7 protein-coding genes are annotated in these 19,751 nt (G+C 63.5%); 4 read left to right on the top strand and 3 right to left on the bottom strand.

The window, feature by feature from the left end; genetic code table 11:
• Positions 1-2: 2 nt before the first annotated feature.
• Complete coding sequence (locus NTD84_RS00950; protein WP_262162836.1) at positions 3-890, bottom strand: SDR family oxidoreductase; 888 nt, start codon at positions 888-890, stop codon at positions 3-5.
• A 12-nt stretch (positions 891-902) separates the two neighbouring features.
• Positions 903-2,693, bottom strand: a complete 1,791-nt coding sequence (locus NTD84_RS00945; protein WP_262162833.1) for an acyclic terpene utilization AtuA family protein — start codon at positions 2,691-2,693, stop codon at positions 903-905.
• 176 nt (positions 2,694-2,869) lie between these two features.
• On the opposite strand from NTD84_RS00945, the gene NTD84_RS00940 reads away from it, so the two are divergent.
• The 3 genes from NTD84_RS00940 to NTD84_RS00930 all read left to right on the top strand — a co-directional run bounded on the left by NTD84_RS00940 (position 2,870) and on the right by NTD84_RS00930 (position 5,611).
• Positions 2,870-3,496 (top strand): TetR/AcrR family transcriptional regulator, encoded by a 627-nt coding sequence (locus NTD84_RS00940; RefSeq protein WP_262162831.1) that lies wholly within the window; start codon positions 2,870-2,872, stop codon positions 3,494-3,496.
• 109 nt (positions 3,497-3,605) lie between these two features.
• Positions 3,606-4,376, top strand: a complete 771-nt coding sequence (locus NTD84_RS00935) for a substrate-binding periplasmic protein (RefSeq protein ID WP_262162829.1) — start codon at positions 3,606-3,608, stop codon at positions 4,374-4,376.
• Positions 4,377-4,606: 230 nt separating this feature from the next.
• On the top strand, positions 4,607-5,611 hold the full coding sequence (locus NTD84_RS00930) for a GNAT family N-acetyltransferase (RefSeq protein WP_262162827.1): 1,005 nt from the start codon (positions 4,607-4,609) through the stop codon (positions 5,609-5,611).
• 107 nt (positions 5,612-5,718) lie between these two features.
• On the opposite strand, the gene NTD84_RS00925 is transcribed toward NTD84_RS00930, so the two are convergent.
• Complete coding sequence (locus NTD84_RS00925) at positions 5,719-6,267, bottom strand: RNA polymerase factor sigma-70 (RefSeq protein ID WP_262162825.1); 549 nt, start codon at positions 6,265-6,267, stop codon at positions 5,719-5,721.
• A 374-nt stretch (positions 6,268-6,641) separates the two neighbouring features.
• Between NTD84_RS00925 and NTD84_RS00920 the strand changes: the two genes are divergently transcribed.
• Positions 6,642-19,640 (top strand): non-ribosomal peptide synthetase, encoded by a 12,999-nt coding sequence (locus tag NTD84_RS00920; RefSeq protein ID WP_262162822.1) that lies wholly within the window; start codon positions 6,642-6,644, stop codon positions 19,638-19,640.
• The last annotated feature ends 111 nt before the right edge of the window (positions 19,641-19,751 follow it).

The following is a 19,751-nucleotide window of genomic DNA, read 5'->3' as shown; positions in this document are numbered from 1 at the left end:
GTTTATTCCCTGTCCTTGTTGAGCACGTCCGGCCTGAGTACTTCTGGCAAGTCGGCGCGATGGAAACCGTTGTACGACGCGCTGTTCGTCGCCTTGTGGATCGGCCACGCCCGGCCGCCAAGGCTGGCAGCGCCGTCGATGCGCAGAGTGCTGCCGCTGACGAAGGCCGCCGCCGGGCTGAGCAGGAACACGATCGCCGCGCTGACTTCCGATTCGGTACCGATGCGCTTCAGCGGCACGTGTTCGCGCAAGGTCGGAATCACCGCTTTGAACGCGCCTTCGTAAGTGTCCATGCCGCTGGAGGCAATCCAGCCCGGCGCCACCGCATTGACCCGCACGCCGGCGTAACCCCATTCGAATGCCGCGGTCTTGGTCAGGTTGTCCATGCCCGAGCGTGCCGCCCCCGAGTGGCCCATGCCGGGCATGCCGCCCCACATGTCGGCGAGCATGTTGACGATGGCGCCGCCATGCTTGCTCATGGATTGATTGAACACTTCCCGGGCCATCAGGAAACCGCCCACCAGGTTGGTGCGCATCACGGTTTCGAAACCTTTCTGATTGATTGAGGCCAGTGCCGACGGGTATTGCCCGCCAGCGTTGTTGACCAGCCCGTGAATCGGGCCGTGCTGGCGGATCAGTTCGCTGACCAGGTACTTCACGGCTTCTTCATCGCGAATGTCGCAGGTCTGCCAGTCGGCCTTGCCGCCATCTTCGGCAATCTCCGCCGCCACGGTTTTCAGTTTGTCGGCCTTGCGCCCGACCAGCAGCACATGGGCGCCGAGGGCCGCGAGTTCATGGGCGGTGCAGCGGCCGATGCCGCTGCCGCCGCCGGTAACGATGATGGTTTGACCGGCAAACAAATCGGCTTTGAAAATCGAATCGTAGGCCACGGCGGCAGTCCTCTAGTTGACCTGGTCGGCGATGCTTTGCGGCACCGGAATCTGGATGTCCAGCAGCTGTTGGGCGAAGGCTTTGCCTTGCGGGTCGATGCGCAGGCTGGCCATGCCGCCACCGCCCAAGGCATTTTCCAGCAGGAAATTCAGGCTGTGGGTCGCTGGCAGGTACCAGCGCTCGACGCGTCCGTGGATCGGATCGAGCACATGGCTCATCCAGTCGACGAGCACTTCCGGGGTCAGGGCCTCGGCAATCCACGGCAGGTACTCCGGCTCGCGGGCCATGACGCCGATGTTGCTGTGGTTGCCCTTGTCGCCGGAGCGTGCGACCGCGAGTTTGATCAACGCCACGCTGGCGTCGGCGCGGCCCGTGGGTTTGGGTGGGTCAAAGGGTACCGGCAGGTCCGCAGTGGCTAGCGTATCGAGGGCGGGCAGGGGGCACGGGTGACGCTGGCCGTCGAGGTCGATTTCCAGTGTGCAGGCGGTTTTGTCGATCAGGAACGAGAACAGGCGGATCAGCGGGTACACGGTCGGACGGCCGCCGACGATCCCGGTCAGCCCCGGCGCCATGCCGGTGGCGGCCTGGGCAATTTCTCGGGAGAACACGACCAGCGCTTGTTTGTTCGGGTGGCGCACGGCGAGTTTGATCACCACTTCGCGGGTGTCGTGGCGCAGGGCGTGGGGGCCGTAGGTCGCCTCGCTGCCCAGCAGCTCGATGTTCACTTCGCTGTAGGGTGCCCAGCCGCGCTGGCTGAAGATTTCGGCGGTCTTGTTGATGATCGCGTCGCTGACCCGGCGCGCCTTGTCGACCGCATCGATCCCGGCGATCAGGCAACTGGCGGTGCAGCGGAAGCCATCCGGGAAGGTCGCGCTGACCTTGTACTGATCAGTGGGCGGCAGGCCTTTTGCGCCATGCACTCGCACCGCATTCTTGCCCTGTTGTTGCAGTTTGACCTGAGTGAAATCGCAGATGACATCCGGCAACAGATACGCCTGCGGGTCGCCGATTTCATAGAGCATCTGTTCGCCAACGGTGAGCGGCGTGACCAGGCCACCGGAGCCTTGCGGCTTGCTGACAATGAACTGGCTGTCGGTGCTGACCTCGACGATGGGGAAACCGATGTGTTCGTAGTCGGGCACGTCGCGCCAGTCGGTGAAGTTGCCGCCGGTGCACTGGGCGCCGCATTCGATGATGTGGCCGGCGAGGGCGGCTTGGGCAAGTTTGTCGTAGTCGTGCCAGGACCAGCCGAATTCATGCACCAGTGCCGCGCTGACCACGGCGCTGTCGACCACGCGCCCGGTGATCACGATGTCCGCCCCCAGGCGCAGGGCTTCGACAATGCCGGGTGCGCCCAGGTAGGCGTTGGTGGACACGCACCTCGGCGGCAAAGGGGCCCCGCTGAACATCTCGTGCAGGCCCAGTGTGCTCAGCTGTTCGAACTGCGGTTGCAAATCATCGCCCAGCAGCACGGCGATCTTCAGGTCCACGCCGGCCTGATCGCACGCCGCTCGTAGCGCCGCAGCGCAGGCCTGGGGATTGATACCGCCGGCGTTGCTGATGACACGGATGTTCTGTTCCGCCAGTTGCTCCAGCAGCGGGCTGAGGACGTCGATGAAGTCGCTGGCATACCCGGCCTGGGGATCTTTCATTCGCGCGCCAGCCATGATCGACATCGTGATTTCTGCCAGATAATCGAACACCAGGTAATCCAGGCGCCCGCCTTCCACCAGTTGCGCGGCGGCGGTCGAGGTGTCGCCCCAGAAGGCGCTGGCGCAACCGATGCGAACAGTTTCAGGCACAGCCCTTTCCATAGCCACCTCCCACGAACGTGCATCGAGACTACCAAGCAAGCGCTTGGTTTGTAAATGCCTGGGCTATCTTCTGCCCGAGCGCTTGCTTGGTTGCCTTCGCCAGCTTAAATTGCCCGCGCAACCCCGCTGTTTTTAGCGGTGTATTCGACTGTAGGAGAGAACGGGTGGACGAGCAAAAAGCCCTGAGGGTCATGCGTGAACTGGTCGACAGCGGCCAGTTGACCGACCCTGACAGCGCCCGCGGCAAACTGCTGCAAGTGGCGGCTCATCTGTTTCGCAATAAAGGCTTCGAGCGCACCACGGTACGCGATCTGGCCGGCGCCGTGGGCATTCAGTCGGGGAGCATTTTCCACCACTTCAAAAGCAAGGACGAGATCCTCCGGGCGGTCATGGAGGAAACCATTCGCTACAACACCGCCCTGATGCGCGCCGCCATGGCCGAGGCCGGCAGCGTGCGCGAGCGGGTGCTGGCGCTGATCCGCTGTGAATTGCAGTCGATCATGGGCGGCAGCGGCGAGGCCATGGCGGTGCTGGTGTATGAATGGCGTTCGCTGTCCGACGAGGGGCAGGCCAAGGTCCTGGCGCTGCGCGACATCTATGAAGACCTCTGGCTGCAGGTGCTGGGCGAGGCGAAAGAGGCCGGTTTCATTCGCGGTGACGTGTTCATCACGCGGCGCTTTTTGACCGGTGCACTGTCCTGGACCACCACCTGGTTTCGCGCGGGTGGCAGCCTCAGCCTCGACCAATTGGCCGATGAGGCGTTGATTCTGGTGCTGGAAGAAAAACAATAGGTTGCGCAGGGCCGCTGGAAACTGGCTAAGTGGCCGAAACCGCCTAGCTTGAATGGATTGATGCGTATTTTTTGGGGAGTGGGTTGTTTTGAAGTCTTCGCCAATTCGGATGGCCTCGTGGCTTTTGCTGGCGACACTTGCAGCGTTGTGGGCATTGCCGTCCCCGGCTGCGCAACTGGTGCGCATCGGTGCAGCACATTTCCCGCCTTATACCGTGCGCCCGGAATCCGGCGCGGACACCGGCCTGCTGCCGCAATTGGTCGTAGCGCTCAATGCCTTGCAAAGCGACTATCAGTTTGTGCTGGTGCCGACCTCGATTCCGCGACGCTTCGGCGACTTCAAGCAGGGCCGGGTGGACATGGCGATTTTCGAGAACCCGAACTGGGGTTGGAAGGACATTCCCCATACCGACGTGGACATGGGCCTGGAGGACGCCGAGATTTTTGTCGCGCAACGGCTACCGAATCGTCAGCAGAACTATTTCGCCGACCTCACCGGCAAGCGCCTGGCATTGTTCAGCGGCTATCACTATGAATTCGCCAACTTCAATGCCGACCCGAAAGTCCTCGCGCAAAACTACAACGCCACCCTGACCTATTCCCACGACAGCAACCTGCTGATGGTCCTGCGCGGGCGCGCCGACATTGCCCTGGTGACGCGCTCGTACCTGAGCGATTACCTGCTGCGCAACGAGAAAGTCGCCAATCAGTTGCTGGTGTCCCAGCGCGTCGATCAGGTTTATCACCACTACGCCATCCTCCGTCCGGCCGCGCCAATCAGCGGCGAGGCCTTTGGCAAATTGCTGCAAGGGCTGCGCGACAACGGCCAGATGCTGAAGATTTTCGATCCCTACAAGATCGCCGTGGTGCCGGTTCAGTAATCAGGTGGGAAACACACAAAACCTGTAGGAGCCAGCTTGCTGGCGATGGTCGTTAACGATGACGCGGGCTGTCTGCGTCACCGCGGCGCAGGTGTTTCCATCGCCAGCAAGCTGGCTCCTACAGTTATCGGGTTATCCGGGTGTTCCGGGAATTCGTGAAGAATCCTAAATTTCCCACGCTGGCTCACGTCACTTCGTTGAACTGTCGACGATTACCGTGAGCCCGACCCATGCCCGATCTGAATGACCTGACTGCCCTGGCCCTGCCGACGGGCAGTCGCCTCGTTGCCGACGAAAGCCAAAACCGGCTGAGCCTGAGCCTGGACGCGCAAGTGCTGATTACCCTGCAGTTGACCCGTGAGCCGGAAATGCAACTACGGGTCGAGGCAGGCGTGGACACGGACGCCGTATGGGCCGCGAGTTATTGGCTGTTTGCCCGCGATCCCGTTTGTCAGCAACTGACCTGGCACCTCGATGAAGCGCCTGCCGAAGCCTTGCTCAGCGGGTTGCTGATCCCGACCGACATCGCCGGCCAGTACCGTTGCGAGCGCACCTTGTTCTGGCAGTTGCCGCAGCCGTGGCTGGGCCACTCACTGACCAGCAGTTATCCACAGCAAATGGTCATCAGCGGCGGCAAGCGTCATCCACTGCGGCCGTTGAAACCGCGAGGGGAAGTGTATCGGCGTTTCGATGCGCGGCTGGGTGTATGGATTTCCCTGCGCACCCTCGACATCGACCTGGACCTGGCGCGGTTCAACCGCTGGCAGAACAGCGCGCGGGTCGCGAACTTCTGGCAGGAGCAGGGCAGTCTCGAAGAGCATCGCGACTACCTGGGCAAACTCGCAGCTGATCCCCACACGGTGACGCTGATCGGCTGTTTCGATGATCAACCGTTCGCCTATTTCGAAGCCTACTGGGCCAAGGAAGACCGCATCGCGCCGTTCTACGAGGCCGGCGATTACGACCGTGGCATTCACATGCTGGTCGGTGAAGAAAACCATCGCGGTCCGCACAAGGTGGCCAGTTGGTTATCGGCGTTGGCGCATTACCTGTTTCTCGACGATCCGCGCACGCAACGGGTGGTCGCAGAGCCGCGGGCCGATAACGCGAAGATGATCGGGTACATGCAGGGGCAGCGTTTTCATTGCAAGAAAGAATTCGATTTCCCGCACAAGCGGGCGGCGCTGATGGTGTTGGGGCGGGAGCGGTTTTTTGAGCGGTGCGACTTGGCTTGACGTTCGGGACTCAAGACCTACGGCGGTCTTGAGTCAGTCATCGCTGGCAAGCCCGCTCCCACAGGGTTAGCGATGAACCTGTGGGAGCTGGCTTGCCAGCGAAGCTTTTAGCGGCGGGCAAACGTGTCCGCCCGACTCCCCGACACCTTGCGGCAATGCACCAGCGCATCACGAATCATGAAGTTCACCAGGGTCGGCGACACGCCGAGCTCCTTGGCGATGTCCTTTTGCGGCACGCCGTGCAGGCGGTACATCTCGAAGGCATAACGGGTGCGGCTCGGCAGCTCGGTCAGCGCATCGGCGATGTGTTCCAGGGTGGAGAAATTGATGTGCGAAGTTTCCGGCGAAGCACCCTGGATGACCACGTTCAGACCTTCCTCTTCAGGTCCGGAATATTTCTGCTCCAGCGCCTGCTTACGGTAGTGATCGATCGCCAGGTTGCGCACGATCTGGAACAGGTAACTGAGCTGAGCCTTGATCGAGGACGTGATCTGCGGCGCCGATTGCAGGCGGAAGAATGCGTCCTGAACCACATCTTCGGCACGCGATCGGCAGCCGGTAATACGCGCGGCAATCTTGACCAGAATCAGTCGATTGTCGACGAACGCCTGAAGTAGCGGTGAATCGCACCTGCTTGTGGATACTGGTTCCGTCATGGAAATCACCTTGCAGCAAAAGGGGTCGTGGGACGTCAAGTCATTTCGAGCCGTCCTACACATCGAGCGACAAATTATTCTTAATGATAATGATTGTCAATTGAGAAAGAGAACTAATGCTTCCCGATGGTGCAGAGTGAGAACTGCAACACGCTGCCGCAACCTGCCCCCGTTGACGATGAAGCCTGCCGACTAATTATTTCAGAACGTCATCCGTTCTCATTGGTGAATGGAACAGCGCAAACCTCACAACCCTGTAGGAGCGAGCGCGCTCGCGTTGGTCGTCAACGATGGCGCTGACCGCCTGACACTCCGCGGCGTTCTCCTTTTTTCTCAAGCACTCGCCCTACAGCCGAATTCAGGCAGGAAACCCCATGACCGACGCGTTCGAAATACCTGGCACACTGGTCCAAGCCCTTCAGCGCCGCGCGGCCCAGACACCGGATCGGGTGGCCTTGCGTTTTCTCGCCGAAACCCCGAATCAGACGGTGGTGCTCAGTTATCGCGAGCTGGATCAACGGGCGCGCACGATCGCTGGCGCCTTGCAGGCCAAGACCGATTTCGGTGATCGCGCGGTCCTGCTGTTTCCCAGCGGCCCGGACTACGTCGCGGCATTCTTTGGTTGCCTGTATGCGGGCGTGATCGCGGTACCGGCCTATCCGCCGGAGTCGGCCAGGCGTCATCACCAGGAACGTTTGCTGTCGATCATCAGCGATGCCGAGCCGCGCCTGCTGTTGACCAGCGCGGGCCTGCGCGACACCTTGCTGCACATCGAAGGTGCGCCGCCGCTGCTGTGCGTCGATACCCTCGACAGTGCGCTGGCCGCCAGTTGGGTCGAGCCGAACCTGGCGGACGATCACTTGGCTTTCCTGCAATACACCTCCGGTTCGACCGCGCTGCCCAAAGGCGTGCAGGTCAGCCACGGCAACCTGGTGGCCAACGAACTGCTGATTCGCCACGGCTTCGGCATCGACCTCAACCCGGATGATGTGATCGTCAGCTGGCTGCCGCTGTACCACGACATGGGTTTGATCGGCGGGCTGTTGCAGCCGATTTTCAGCGGCGTGCCGTGCGTGTTGATGGCGCCGGCGTACTTCCTCGGTCGGCCGTTGCGTTGGCTGGAAGCGATCAGCGAATACCGCGGCACCATCAGCGGCGGGCCGGATTTCGCCTATCGACTGTGCAGCGAGCGGGTCAGCGAATCGGCACTGGAACGCCTCGACCTCAGTGGCTGGCGCGTCGCCTATTCCGGCTCGGAACCGATTCGCCTCGACACTCTGGAGCGTTTCGCCGAAAAGTTCGCCGGCTGCGGGTTTACCCCGGACAGTTTCATGGCGTCCTATGGCCTGGCCGAGGCCACGTTGTTCGTCGCCGGCACAGCCCGTGGCAACGGCATCTGCCATCTGCGGGTGGACGATCAGGCATTGGCGCAGCACCGCGCCGAGGTGGGCGAGGGCAGCGCCATCATGAGTTGCGGCAGCAGCCAGCCGGCGCACGCGGTGCGGGTGGTCGACCCATTAACCCTCGACGAGTTGGCCGACAATGCGGTTGGCGAAGTCTGGGCCGCCGGGCCGAGCATCGCCCACGGCTACTGGCGCAATCCCGAGGCCAGCGCCAGGACTTTCGTGCAACACGATGGGAAAACCTGGCTGCGCACCGGCGACCTGGGGTTCATGCGCGACGGTGAACTGTTCATCACCGGTCGCCTGAAAGACATGTTGATCGTCCGCGGACACAACCTCTACCCACAAGACATCGAGCAGACGGTCGAGCGCGAAGTGGAAGTGGTGCGTAAAGGTCGCGTCGCGGCGTTCGCGGTGAATATCGACGGTCAGGAAGGCATCGGCATCGCCGCGGAAATCAGCCGCAGCGTACAGAAAATCCTGCCGCCGGAGGCGCTGATCAAAGCCATTCGCCAGGCTGTTGCCGAGGCGTATCAGGAGCCGCCGAGGGTGGTGGTGTTGCTCAATCCGGGTGCCTTGCCGAAAACCTCCAGCGGCAAACTGCAACGCTCGGCATGCCGCAATCGCCTGGCGGACGGCAGCCTCGACAGCTACGCGGTGTTTCCGTCGGTGGATGCTCCAAGCGAGGAACAAGCGGCGTCAGGCTCTGAGCTGGAAAGCCTGATCGGGCAGATCTGGGCTGAGCAATTGCAGGTGAAACAGGTCAGCGCCGATGACCACTTCTTCCTGCTCGGCGGCAACTCGATCGCCGCAACGCAGGTGGTGGCGCGTTTGCGCGGAGCCCTGGGTCTGGAGCTGAACCTGCGCCTGCTGTTCGAAGCGCCGACCCTGGGCGCCTTTGCTGGAGCGGTCGCGCAGCAGCAACAGGACGGCGGCCTGGCCCAAGGCGCGATCAGCACGCTGTCGCGCACCGAAGCACTGCCGCAATCCCTGGCGCAAAACCGCTTGTGGATTACCTGGCAACTGGACCCGCAGAGCAGCGCCTACACCATTCCCGGTGCCTTGCGCTTGCGCGGCGAACTGAATGAAGAGGCCCTGCGCAGCAGTTTCCAGCAACTGATCGAGCGCCACGAAGCCCTGCGCACGCGCTTCTTCGAACGCGACGGCGCGGCGCTGCAACAGGTGGATGCTGCCAGCGAATTCGACCTGCAACGGATCGACATCAGCGACCTTCCCGCCGCCGAGCGTGAAGCGCGGGCGCAGCAAATCCGTGAAGACGAAGCGCACACCCAGTTCGATCTGCAGAAAGGTCCGCTGCTGTGGGTGACCCTGGTGCGCCTCGACGATGAGGATCATCAGTTGCTGGTGACGTTGCACCACATCATCGCCGACGGTTGGTCGCTGAACGTGCTGATCGACGAGTTCTCACGGCTGTATGCGGCGGCTTCACAAGGGCAGACGGCGACGTTGCCCGCATTGCCCACGCAATACGCCGACTACGGCAGCTGGCAGCGTCAATGGCTTGCGCAAGGCGAGGGCGAGCGGCAACTGGCCTACTGGAAAGCGCAGTTGGGCGACGATCATCCGCCCCTGAGCCTGGCCACCGATCACCCGCGTTCGGCGCAGCACCTGCACAGCGCGGCGCGTCACACCCTCCGTTTGGACGCAACCCTCAGCGATGCCATTCGCCAGACTGCCCAGGCCCATCAATCCACATCGTTCATGCTGTTGCTCGCGGCGTTCCAGAGCCTGTTGCACCGCTACAGCGGCCAGCGCGACATCCGCATCGGCGTGCCCAACGCCAACCGCCCACGCCTGGAAACCCAAGGGCTGATCGGTTTTTTCATCAACACCCAGGTGCTGCGCGCCGAGGTGGATTCGCGGCTGCCGTTCATCGAGCTGCTGGCGCAAACCCGCCACGCGGCGTTGGGCGCGCAAGCGCATCAGGACCTGCCGTTCGAGCAACTGTTGGAAGCGTTCCCCCAGGCTCGCGAGCAGGGCCTGTTCCAAGTCATGTTCAACCACCAGCAACGGGACCTGAGCGCGCTACGACGCCTGCCCGGACTGCTCGCCGAAGAACTGCCGTGGCACAGCCGCGAAGCCAAGTTCGACCTGCAGCTGCACAGCGAAGAGGACCGTAACGGGCGCCTGAGCCTGTCTTTCGATTACGCCAGCGAACTTTTCGACGCCAGCACCATCGAGCGTCTGGCCGAGCATTTCAGTCAGCTGCTACGCGCCGTGTGCGCGCAACCGAACACGGCTATCGGCGACCTGCCATTGTTGGCGCCGACCGAGCGCGATCAGCTCGCCCACTGGAGCGTCGCGCCGTGCCCGGTGGCCAGCCAATGGCTGCCGGAACTGCTTGGCGAACAGGCGCGCCTGACCCCGGAGCGCACCGCGCTGATCTGGGACGGCGGCAGCCTCGATTTCGCCGAACTGCACACCCAGGCCAATCGCCTTGCGCATTATCTGCGCGATAAAGGCGTCGGCCCGGACGTGTGCGTGGCCATCGCCGCGGAGCGTTCGCCGCAACTGTTGATCGGTGTGCTGGCGATCATCAAGGCCGGCGGTGCCTACGTGCCGCTGGACCCGGATTACCCCGCCGAGCGCCTCGCCTACATGCTCGGCGACAGCGGCGTGGAATTGCTGCTGACGCAAACGCAGTTGCTTGATCGACTGCCGGCCAGCGACGGTGTCAGCGTGATCGCCATGGACGCGTTGCATCTGGAGAACTGGCCGAGCCAGGCACCGGGCCTGCATCTGCACGGCGACAACCTCGCCTACGTGATCTACACCTCCGGCTCCACCGGCCAGCCGAAGGGCGTCGGCAACACCCACGCGGCGCTCGCCGAACGTTTGCAATGGATGCAGCACACCTATCGCCTGAACGACAGCGATGTGCTGATGCAAAAGGCGCCGATCAGTTTCGACGTGTCGGTGTGGGAATGCTTCTGGCCGCTGATCACCGGCGCGCGCCTGCTGATCGCCGCCCCCGGCGAACACCGCGACCCGCAGCGCATCGCGCAGCTGGTTCAGCAGTACGGTGTGACCACGCTGCACTTTGTGCCACCGCTGTTGACGCTGTTCATCGATGAACCGTTGAGCGCCGAATGCACCAGCCTGCGCCGGCTGTTCTCCGGTGGCGAAGCGTTGCCCGCCGAGTTGCGCAATCGGGTGCTGGAGCACCTGCCAGCGGTGCACCTGCACAACCGTTATGGCCCGACCGAAACCGCAATCAACGTCACCCACTGGCATTGCACCCGCGCGGATGGTGAGCGTTCGCCGATTGGCCGGCCGTTGGGCAACGTCGTTTGCCGAATCCTCGACAATGACCTCAACCCGGTTCCGGCCGGCGTGCCGGGTGAACTGTGCATCAGCGGTATGGGTCTGGCGCGAGGCTATCTGGGCCGTCCTGGCCTGACCGCTGAACGCTTCGTCGTCGATCCGTTGGGCGAGCAGGGCGCCCGTTTGTACCGCAGCGGTGACCGCGCGCGTTGGAGCGCCGACGGCGTGATCGAATACCTCGGCCGACTCGATCAGCAGGTCAAACTGCGCGGCTTCCGCGTCGAGCCGGAAGAAATCGAGGCGCGTTTGCTGGCGCAGGGCGGCGTCGCCCAAGCGGTGGTGCTGGTGCGCGAAACCGCCGCCGGTGGCCAACTGATCGGCTACTACACCGCCAGCGAAACCGCTGAAAGCGAAGACGCGCAAACCACGCGCCTGAACACCGCGCTGGCGGCCGAATTGCCGGAATACATGGTCCCGGCGCAACTGATGCGCCTGGACGCAATGCCCCTGAGCCCGAGCGGCAAACTCGATCGTCGCGCCTTGCCGGAACCGCACTGGCAAGTGCGCGAACACGTTGAACCGGTGACTGAACTTGAGCAGCAGCTCGCCGCCATCTGGCGAGAGGTGCTGGGCCTGAAGCGGATCGGTCTGCGCGACGACTTCTTCGCCCTCGGCGGCCATTCGTTGCTGGCGACGCAAATCATCTCTCGCAGCCGTCAGGCCTGTAACGTCGAACTGCCGTTGCGCGCGCTGTTCGAACACAGCGAACTGGGCGCGTTCGCCGAGCAGGTGCAACAGGTTCAGGCGAGCGGCCGCACCCATCAACAGCCGCCGATCGAGAAAGTCGACCGCAGCCAACCGGTGCCACTGTCCTATTCCCAGCAACGCATGTGGTTCCTGTGGCAGATGGAACCGGACAGCCCGGCCTACAACGTCGGCGGCATGGCGCGGCTGCGCGGGGTGCTGGATGTCGGGCGTTTCGAGACGGCGTTGCAAGCGCTGATCATGCGCCACGAAACCCTGCGCACCACGTTCCCGAGCGTCGACGGCGTGGCGCAGCAACGGGTGCACCCGGAGACCGGGATGCGCATGGACTGGAAAGATTTCTCGGCGCTGGTTGCCGAGCTGCGCGAACAACGGGTTCAAGCCCTGGCCGACAGCGAAGCGCATCAGCCCTTCGACCTGGAAACCGGGCCACTGCTGCGTGCCTGTCTGGTCAAGACCGCCGAGCAGGAACATTACCTGGTGCTGACCTTGCACCACATCGTCACCGAAGGCTGGGCGATGGATATTTTCGCCCGGGAACTCAGCGCGCTCTACGAAGCCTTCGTCGATGACCGCGAGTCGCCACTGGCGCCGCTGCCGGTGCAGTACCTGGATTACAGCGTGTGGCAGCGGCAGTGGCTGGAATCCGGCGAGCGCCAGCGTCAGCTCGATTACTGGACTGCGCAACTGGGCCGCGAACATCCGCTACTGGAACTGCCCGCGGACCGTCCGCGTCCTGCGGTGCAAAGCCATCAGGGCGAGTTGTTCCGGTTCGACCTCAGCGACGACCTCGCGGCACGGGTTCGCACGTTCAATGCGCAAAACGGCCTGACCCTGTTCATGACCATGACCGCCGCGCTGGCGGTGCTGCTTTACCGCTACAGCGGCCAGACCGACCTGCGCATCGGCGCGCCGGTGGCCAACCGGATTCGTCCGGAAAGCGAAGGCCTGATCGGCGCGTTCCTCAACACCCAGGTGCTGCGTTGTCAGCTCGACGGGCAGATGTCCGTCGGCGAATTGTTCGCGCAGGTGCGCCACACCGTCATCGAAGGCCAGTCCCATCAGGACCTGCCGTTCGATCATCTGGTCGAGGCGTTGCAGCCGCCGCGCAGCGCTGCCTACAACCCGCTGTTCCAAGTGATGTGCAACGTGCAGCGTTGGGAATTCCAGCAAAGCCGCACCCTCGCCGGCATGACCGTCGAGTACCTGGCCAACGATGCCCGCGCGACCAAATTCGACCTCAACCTGGAAGTCACCGACCTCGATCATCGCCTCGGTTGCTGCCTGACTTACAGCACCGACCTGTTCGACGAGCCGCGCATCGCGCGCATGGCCGGTCACTGGCGCAACCTTCTCGAAGCGCTGCTGGGCGATCCGCACCAGCGCCTCAGCCAATTGCCGTTGCTCGAAGCCACGGAGCAGCAACAACTGCTCGACAGCCTCGGTGTCGAGCCGGGCGAGCATCGTCTGGATCAGTGCGTTCATCACCTGTTCAGCGAGCGGGCCCTGGTGCGTAAAGACGCGCCGGCATTGACGTTCGCCGGGCAAACCCTGAGTTACGCCGAGCTCGACAGCCGCGCCAATCAACTGGCCTGGATGCTGCGCGAGCGCGGCGTCGGGCCGCAGGTTCGCGTCGGCCTGGCGCTTGAACGTTCGCTGGACATGGTCATCGGCCTGTTGGCGATCCTCAAGGCCGGTGGCGCCTATGTGCCGCTGGATCCGGAATACCCGCTCGACCGTCTGCATTACATGATTGAAGACAGCGGCGTCGGCCTGCTGCTCAGCGATGCAGCGATGTTTGCCGCGCTCGGTGAGCTGCCGGCTAACGTAGGCCGTTGGTGCCTGGAAGACGACGCGGCGGAACTGGCGAGTTACCCGATCAGCGAGTTGCCATCGATCAGCCTGCCGCAACATCAGGCGTACCTGATCTACACCTCAGGCTCCACCGGCAAGCCGAAAGGCGTGGTGGTGTCCCACGGTGAAATCGCCATGCATTGCCGCGCGGTGATCGAGCGTTTCGGCATGCGCCCGGACGACTGTGAGCTGCACTTCTACTCGATCAACTTCGACGCGGCAACCGAGCGGTTGCTGGTGCCGTTGTTGAGCGGCGCGCACGTCGTGTTGCGCGCTCAGGGCCAGTGGGACGCGGAAGAAATCTGCGGACTGATCCGTCGTCACCACATCAACATCCTCGGTTTCACCCCGAGCTACGGCAGCCAGTTGGCGCAGTGGCTGGCGACCCAAGGCGAGACGCTGCCGGTGCGCATGTGCATCACCGGCGGCGAAGCGCTGACCGGTGAACACCTGCAACGGATTCGTGCGGCGTTCACTCCGGGCCTGTTCTTCAACGCCTATGGACCGACCGAAACCGTGGTCATGCCGCTGGCCTGCCTGGCGCCGCAGCAACTGGAGGAAGGTTCGGCCAGCGTGCCGATCGGCAGCGTGATCGGCGCGCGCGTGGCGTACATCCTCGACGCCGACCTGGCCTTGGTGCCACAAGGCGCGACGGGCGAGTTGTACGTCGGCGGCGCCGGCCTGGCCCAGGGGTATCACGACCGCCCGGGCATCACCGCCGAGCGCTTCGTGGCCAACCCGTTTTCCACTGACGGTGGGCGTATTTACCGCACCGGCGATTGGGTGCGGCAGCGCGCCGATGGCCTGGTGGAATACCTCGGCCGCATCGACCATCAAGTGAAGATTCGCGGTTTCCGCATCGAGCTGGGCGAGATTGAAACCCGCCTGCTGGACCATGATTCGATCCGGGAAGCGGTGGTGCTGGCGCTCGACGCACCGAGCGGCAAGCAACTGGTGGGCTATCTGGTCACCGACGTCGCCGAACAGGACGACACGCAACAAGCCGCGCTGCGCGAAACCCTGAAAAATCATCTGAAATCCCAGTTGCCGGAATACATGGTGCCGACGCACCTGATCCTGCTGGCGAGCATGCCGCTGACCGCCAACGGCAAGCTTGATCGCCGTGCCTTGCCGGCGCCGGACCCAGAGCTCAATCGCCAACAGTACGTGGCGCCGAGCAACGAGCTGGAGATGACCCTGGCGCAGATCTGGTGCGACGTGCTGAACGTCGCGCAGGTCGGCCTCAACGACAACTTTTTCGAACTGGGCGGCGACTCGATCCTGTCGATCCAGGTGGTCAGCCGCGCGCGGCAGCAGGGCATTCACTTCAGTCCGCGGGACCTGTTCCAGCACCAGACCGTGCAGACCCTCGCCGCCGTGGCCAGCCGTACCGAGCAAGTCACGGCAGAGCAAGGCTTGCTCAGCGGTGAGTCGCGCTTGACGCCGATCCAGCATTGGTTCTTCGCCACCGACATTGCCGAGCGTCAGCACTGGAACCAGGCGTTGCTGCTGGAGCCCACCGTGATGCTGGAACCGCATCGCCTGGAGCAAGCGCTGTTGGCGGTGATCGAACAGCACGACGCGTTACGCCTGCGTTTCAGCGAGACGGCGGGCGGATGGACTGCCGCGCATCAGCCGGTGTCCGACGCTCCCGCATTGTGGCAAGTGCGGGTAACGGCGATGGAGCAATGCGCGGCGCTGTTTGCCGACGCCCAGCGCAGCCTTGATCTCGACCATGGGCCGTTGATGCGGGTGTTGCTGGTCGACGGTCCCGAGGGCCAGCAACGGCTGTTCCTGGCGATCCACCATTTGGTAGTGGACGGTGTTTCCTGGCGCGTGCTGCTGGACGATCTGCAAACGGTGTATCGCCAACTGCAAGCCGGGCAGTCGGTCAAGCTGCCGGCGAAAACCAGCGCCTTCAAGGACTGGGCCGCGCGCTTGCTGGCCTATGCCGGCAGCGAATCCCTGCGCGAAGAACTGCGCTGGTGGCAAGCGCAACTGGCCGGGCCGAGCGCCGAATTGCCGTGTGAGCGTCCTGAAGGCGGCCGGCAGCATCGTCACGCCGACACCGTCAGCGTGCGCCTCGATGCCGAGTCCACCCGGCAACTGCTGCAACAGGCGCCGAGTGCCTATCGCACTCAGGTCAACGACCTGTTGTTGACCGCACTGGCGCGCGTGCTGTGCCGCTGGAGCGGTGATGAATCGGCGTTGATTCAACTTGAGGGCCACGGTCGCGAAGCCCTGTTCGACGAGATCGACCTGACCCGCACCGTCGGCTGGTTCACCAGCGCCTACCCGCTGCGCCTGACCCCCGTGCACATCGAAGAAGCGGCCGGGCAGGGCGCCTCGATCAAGGCGATCAAGGAACAGCTGCGCGCTGTGCCGCACAAGGGGCTGGGCTATGGCGTGCTGCGTTACCTCGCCGATGAAGCGTGCCGGGAGGCCATGGCCGCGCTGCCGCTGGCGCCGATCACCTTCAACTACCTCGGCCAGTTCGACCAGAGCTTTGGCGCGGACGCATTGTTCCGTCCGCTGGATGAGCCGGTCGGAGCCGCCCACGATCCGCGGGCGCCGCTGCCCAACGAGCTGAGCGTCGACAGTCAGGTCTACGGCGGCGAACTGGTGCTGCGCTGGACCTTCAGCGCCGAACGCCACGACCCGCAAACCATCAACGAACTGGCGGACGCTTACCTCGGCGAGCTGCAGAGCCTGATCAGGCATTGCCTGCGCGACGATGCGGGCGGCCTGACGCCGTCGGATTTCCCGCTGGCCAGGCTGACCCAACCACAGCTCGACGCCTTGCCAATTCCCGCCGCGCTGATCGAAGACGTCTACCCGCTGACGCCGATGCAGGAAGGCATGCTCCTGCACACCTTGCTCGAACCCGGCACCGGCCTCTACTACATGCAGGATCGTTACCGCATCAACAGCGCGCTGGATCCGCAGCGATTCGCCGACGCCTGGCAAGCGGTGATCGCCCGTCACGAAGCGTTGCGCGCGTCGTTCTGCTGGAACGTCGGCGAGGCCATGCTGCAAGTGATCCACAAGCCGGGCAGCACGCCGATCGACTACCTGGACTGGCGCGCAATCGCCGAAGCCGAACAGGAGCCGAAGCTGCAGGCACTGTTGAAAAGCGAGCGCGAAGCCGGCTTCGATCTGCTAAACCAGGCACCTTTCCACCTGCGTTTGATCCGCGTCGGCGAAGCGCGCTACTGGTTCATGATGAGCAATCACCACATCCTCATCGACGCCTGGTGCCGTTCGCTGCTGATGAACGATTTCTTCGAGATCTACACTGCGCTCGGTGAAGGCCGGGAGGCGCAACTGGCGGTGCCGCCGCGTTATCGCGACTACATCGGCTGGCTGCAGCGCCAAAGCCTGGCCGAGGCGCGGCAGTGGTGGAAAAACAACCTGCAAGGCTTCGAACGGACCACGCCGATTCCGAGCGACCGACCGTTCCTGCGCGAACACGCCGGTGACAGCGGCGGCATGATCGTCGGCGACCGCTACACCCGCCTCGACGCCCGCGACGGTGCGCAATTACGCGAACTGGCGCAGGCCCATCAGTTGACCGTCAACACCTTCGCCCAGGCGGCGTGGGCCCTGGTGCTGCGGCGCTTGAGCGGCGATCGCGACGTGCTGTTCGGCGTCACGGTGGCCGGGCGCCCGGTGGAGATGCCGGAAATGCAACGCACCGTCGGCCTGTTCATCAACAGCATCGCGCTGCGGGTGAAAATGCCCGAAGACGATCAGCGGTGCAGCGTGCGCCAGTGGCTGAGCGGTTTGCTCGACAGCAACATGCAACTGCGTGAGTACGAATACCTGCCGTTGGTGAGCATCCAGGAAAACAGCGAATTGCCGAAAGGCCAGCCGCTGTTCGACAGCCTGTTCGTCTTCGAAAACGCGCCGGTGGAAGTCTCGGTGCTGGACCGCGCGCAAAGCCTCAATGCGACCTCGGATTCGGGGCGGACCCACACCAACTTCCCGCTGACGGCGGTGTGTTACCCAGGCGATGACCTCGGTCTGCACCTGTCCTACGACCAGCGATATTTTGACCAATCCACCGTCGATCGCATGCTCGCTGAGTTCAAGCGTTTGCTCCTGGCGCTGGTGGAAGGCTTTCATGGCGACATGGCGGACTTGCCGCTGCTGGGTGGCGCAGAACAGGATTTCCTGATCCACGGCTGCAACCAGAGCGAGCACCCGTACCCGCTGGAGAAAAGCTACGTTGAGTTGTTCGAGGCTCAGGTGGCGCTGCATCCACAACGGATCGCCGCCAGTTGCCTCGATCAGCAACACAGCTATGCCGAGCTGAACCAGCGCAGCAACCGTCTCGGCCACGCGCTGATCGCGGCCGGTGTCGGGCTGGATCAACCGGTGGCGTTGCTGGCGGAACGCAACCTCGATCTGCTCGGGATGATCATCGGCACCTTCAAGGCGGGTGCGGGTTATCTGCCGCTGGATCCGGGGCTGCCGAGTCAGCGGTTGAGCCGGATCATCGACCTGAGCCGCACGCCGTTGCTGGTCTGCACGCGGGCCTGCCATGAACAGGCGCGAGCGTTGCTGGACGAATTCGCCTGTGCCAATCGGCCTCGGCTGCTGGTGTGGGAGGACGTGCAGGCGAGCGACGTGTCGGATGTGAATCCCGGCCTTTACAGCGCCCCGGATAACCTGGCCTACGTGATCTACACCTCGGGCTCCACCGGCCTGCCGAAGGGCGTGATGGTCGAGCAGCGCGGCATGCTCAATAACCAGTTGAGCAAGGTTCCGTACCTGGATCTGAGCGCGGCCGACGTGATCGCACAGACCGCCTCGCAAAGCTTCGACATTTCGGTCTGGCAGTTCCTCGCCGCGCCGTTGTTCGGTGCGCGGGTGGACATTGTGCCGAACACGATTGCCCATGATCCGCAAGGCTTGCTGGCGCATGTGTCGGCGCAAGGCATCACCGTGCTGGAGAGTGTGCCGTCGCTGATCCAGGGCATGCTCGCCCCGGAGCGCATGCGCCTCGATGGCCTGCGCTGGATGCTGCCGACCGGTGAAGCGATGCCGCCAGAGCTGGCCCATCAGTGGTTGCTGCGCTACCCGGACATCGGGCTGGTGAATGCTTACGGGCCGGCGGAATGCTCGGACGACGTGGCGCTCTTCCGCGTCGATATAGCCTCGACCCGCGGCAGTTATTTACCGATTGGTACGCCGACCGACAACAACCGTTTGTACCTGCTCGACGGCGCGCTGGAGTTGGTGCCCTTGGGTGCGGTAGGCGAGCTGTGCGTGGCGGGCACCGGCGTTGGGCGCGGTTACGTCAGCGATCCGCTGCGCACCGCGCAAGTGTTTGTACCGGATCCGTTTGGCGCGCCGGGCGATCGGCTGTATCGCACCGGTGACCTGGCCCGCCGTCGCAGTGATGGCGTGCTGGAGTACGTCGGTCGCATCGACCACCAGGTGAAGATTCGCGGCTATCGCATAGAACTGGGTGAAATCGAAGCGCGTCTGCATGAGCAGCCCGAAGTGCGTGAAGCGGCGGTCGGGGTGCAGGAGGGCGTGAACGGCAAGCACCTGGTGGGTTATCTGGTGGCGGCGGATTGCACGTTGAATCCGGCCGAACGCCTGGAGCGCATCAAGCAGCGTCTGCGCGCCGAACTGCCGGAATACATGGTGCCGCTGCACTGGTTGTGGCTGGAGCGGATGCCGCTCAATGCCAACGGCAAACTGGACCGCAAGGCATTGCCGGCGCTGGAGATCGGCCAGTTGCAGCAGCAGGATTACCAGGCACCGCGCAATGAACTGGAGCAGACCCTGGCGGCGATCTGGGCCGAGGTATTGAAGGTCGGGCAGGTGGGCATTCGCGACAACTTCTTCGAGCTCGGCGGCCATTCGTTGCTGGCGACGCAGATCGCTTCACGGGTGCAGAAAACGCTGCAACGGGATGTGCCGTTGCGGGCGATGTTCGAGTGCAGCACGGTGGAGGAGTTGGCCGGGTACATCGAGGGGTTGGCGGCCAGTGACATCACCGGGGAGAAGGTGGATCGGTTGAATGATTTGATGGCGGAGCTGGAAGGGCTCTAGTTCTTTAGCGCCTGTACCGGCCATTTCGCGGGCAGCCCGCTCCCACAGTGGAATGCATTCCTCCTGTGGGAGCGACCCTGCTCGCGATGGCCTCATCGGATTTTGCGACAA

Origin of the sequence: Pseudomonas sp. 14P_8.1_Bac3 (assembly GCF_025466085.1) — a bacterium.
In the GTDB taxonomy this organism is placed as follows: Bacteria; Pseudomonadota; Gammaproteobacteria; order Pseudomonadales; family Pseudomonadaceae; genus Aquipseudomonas.
Note: the sequence above shows the minus strand (reverse complement) of the source record. Positions and strands in the feature narration are given on the sequence as shown.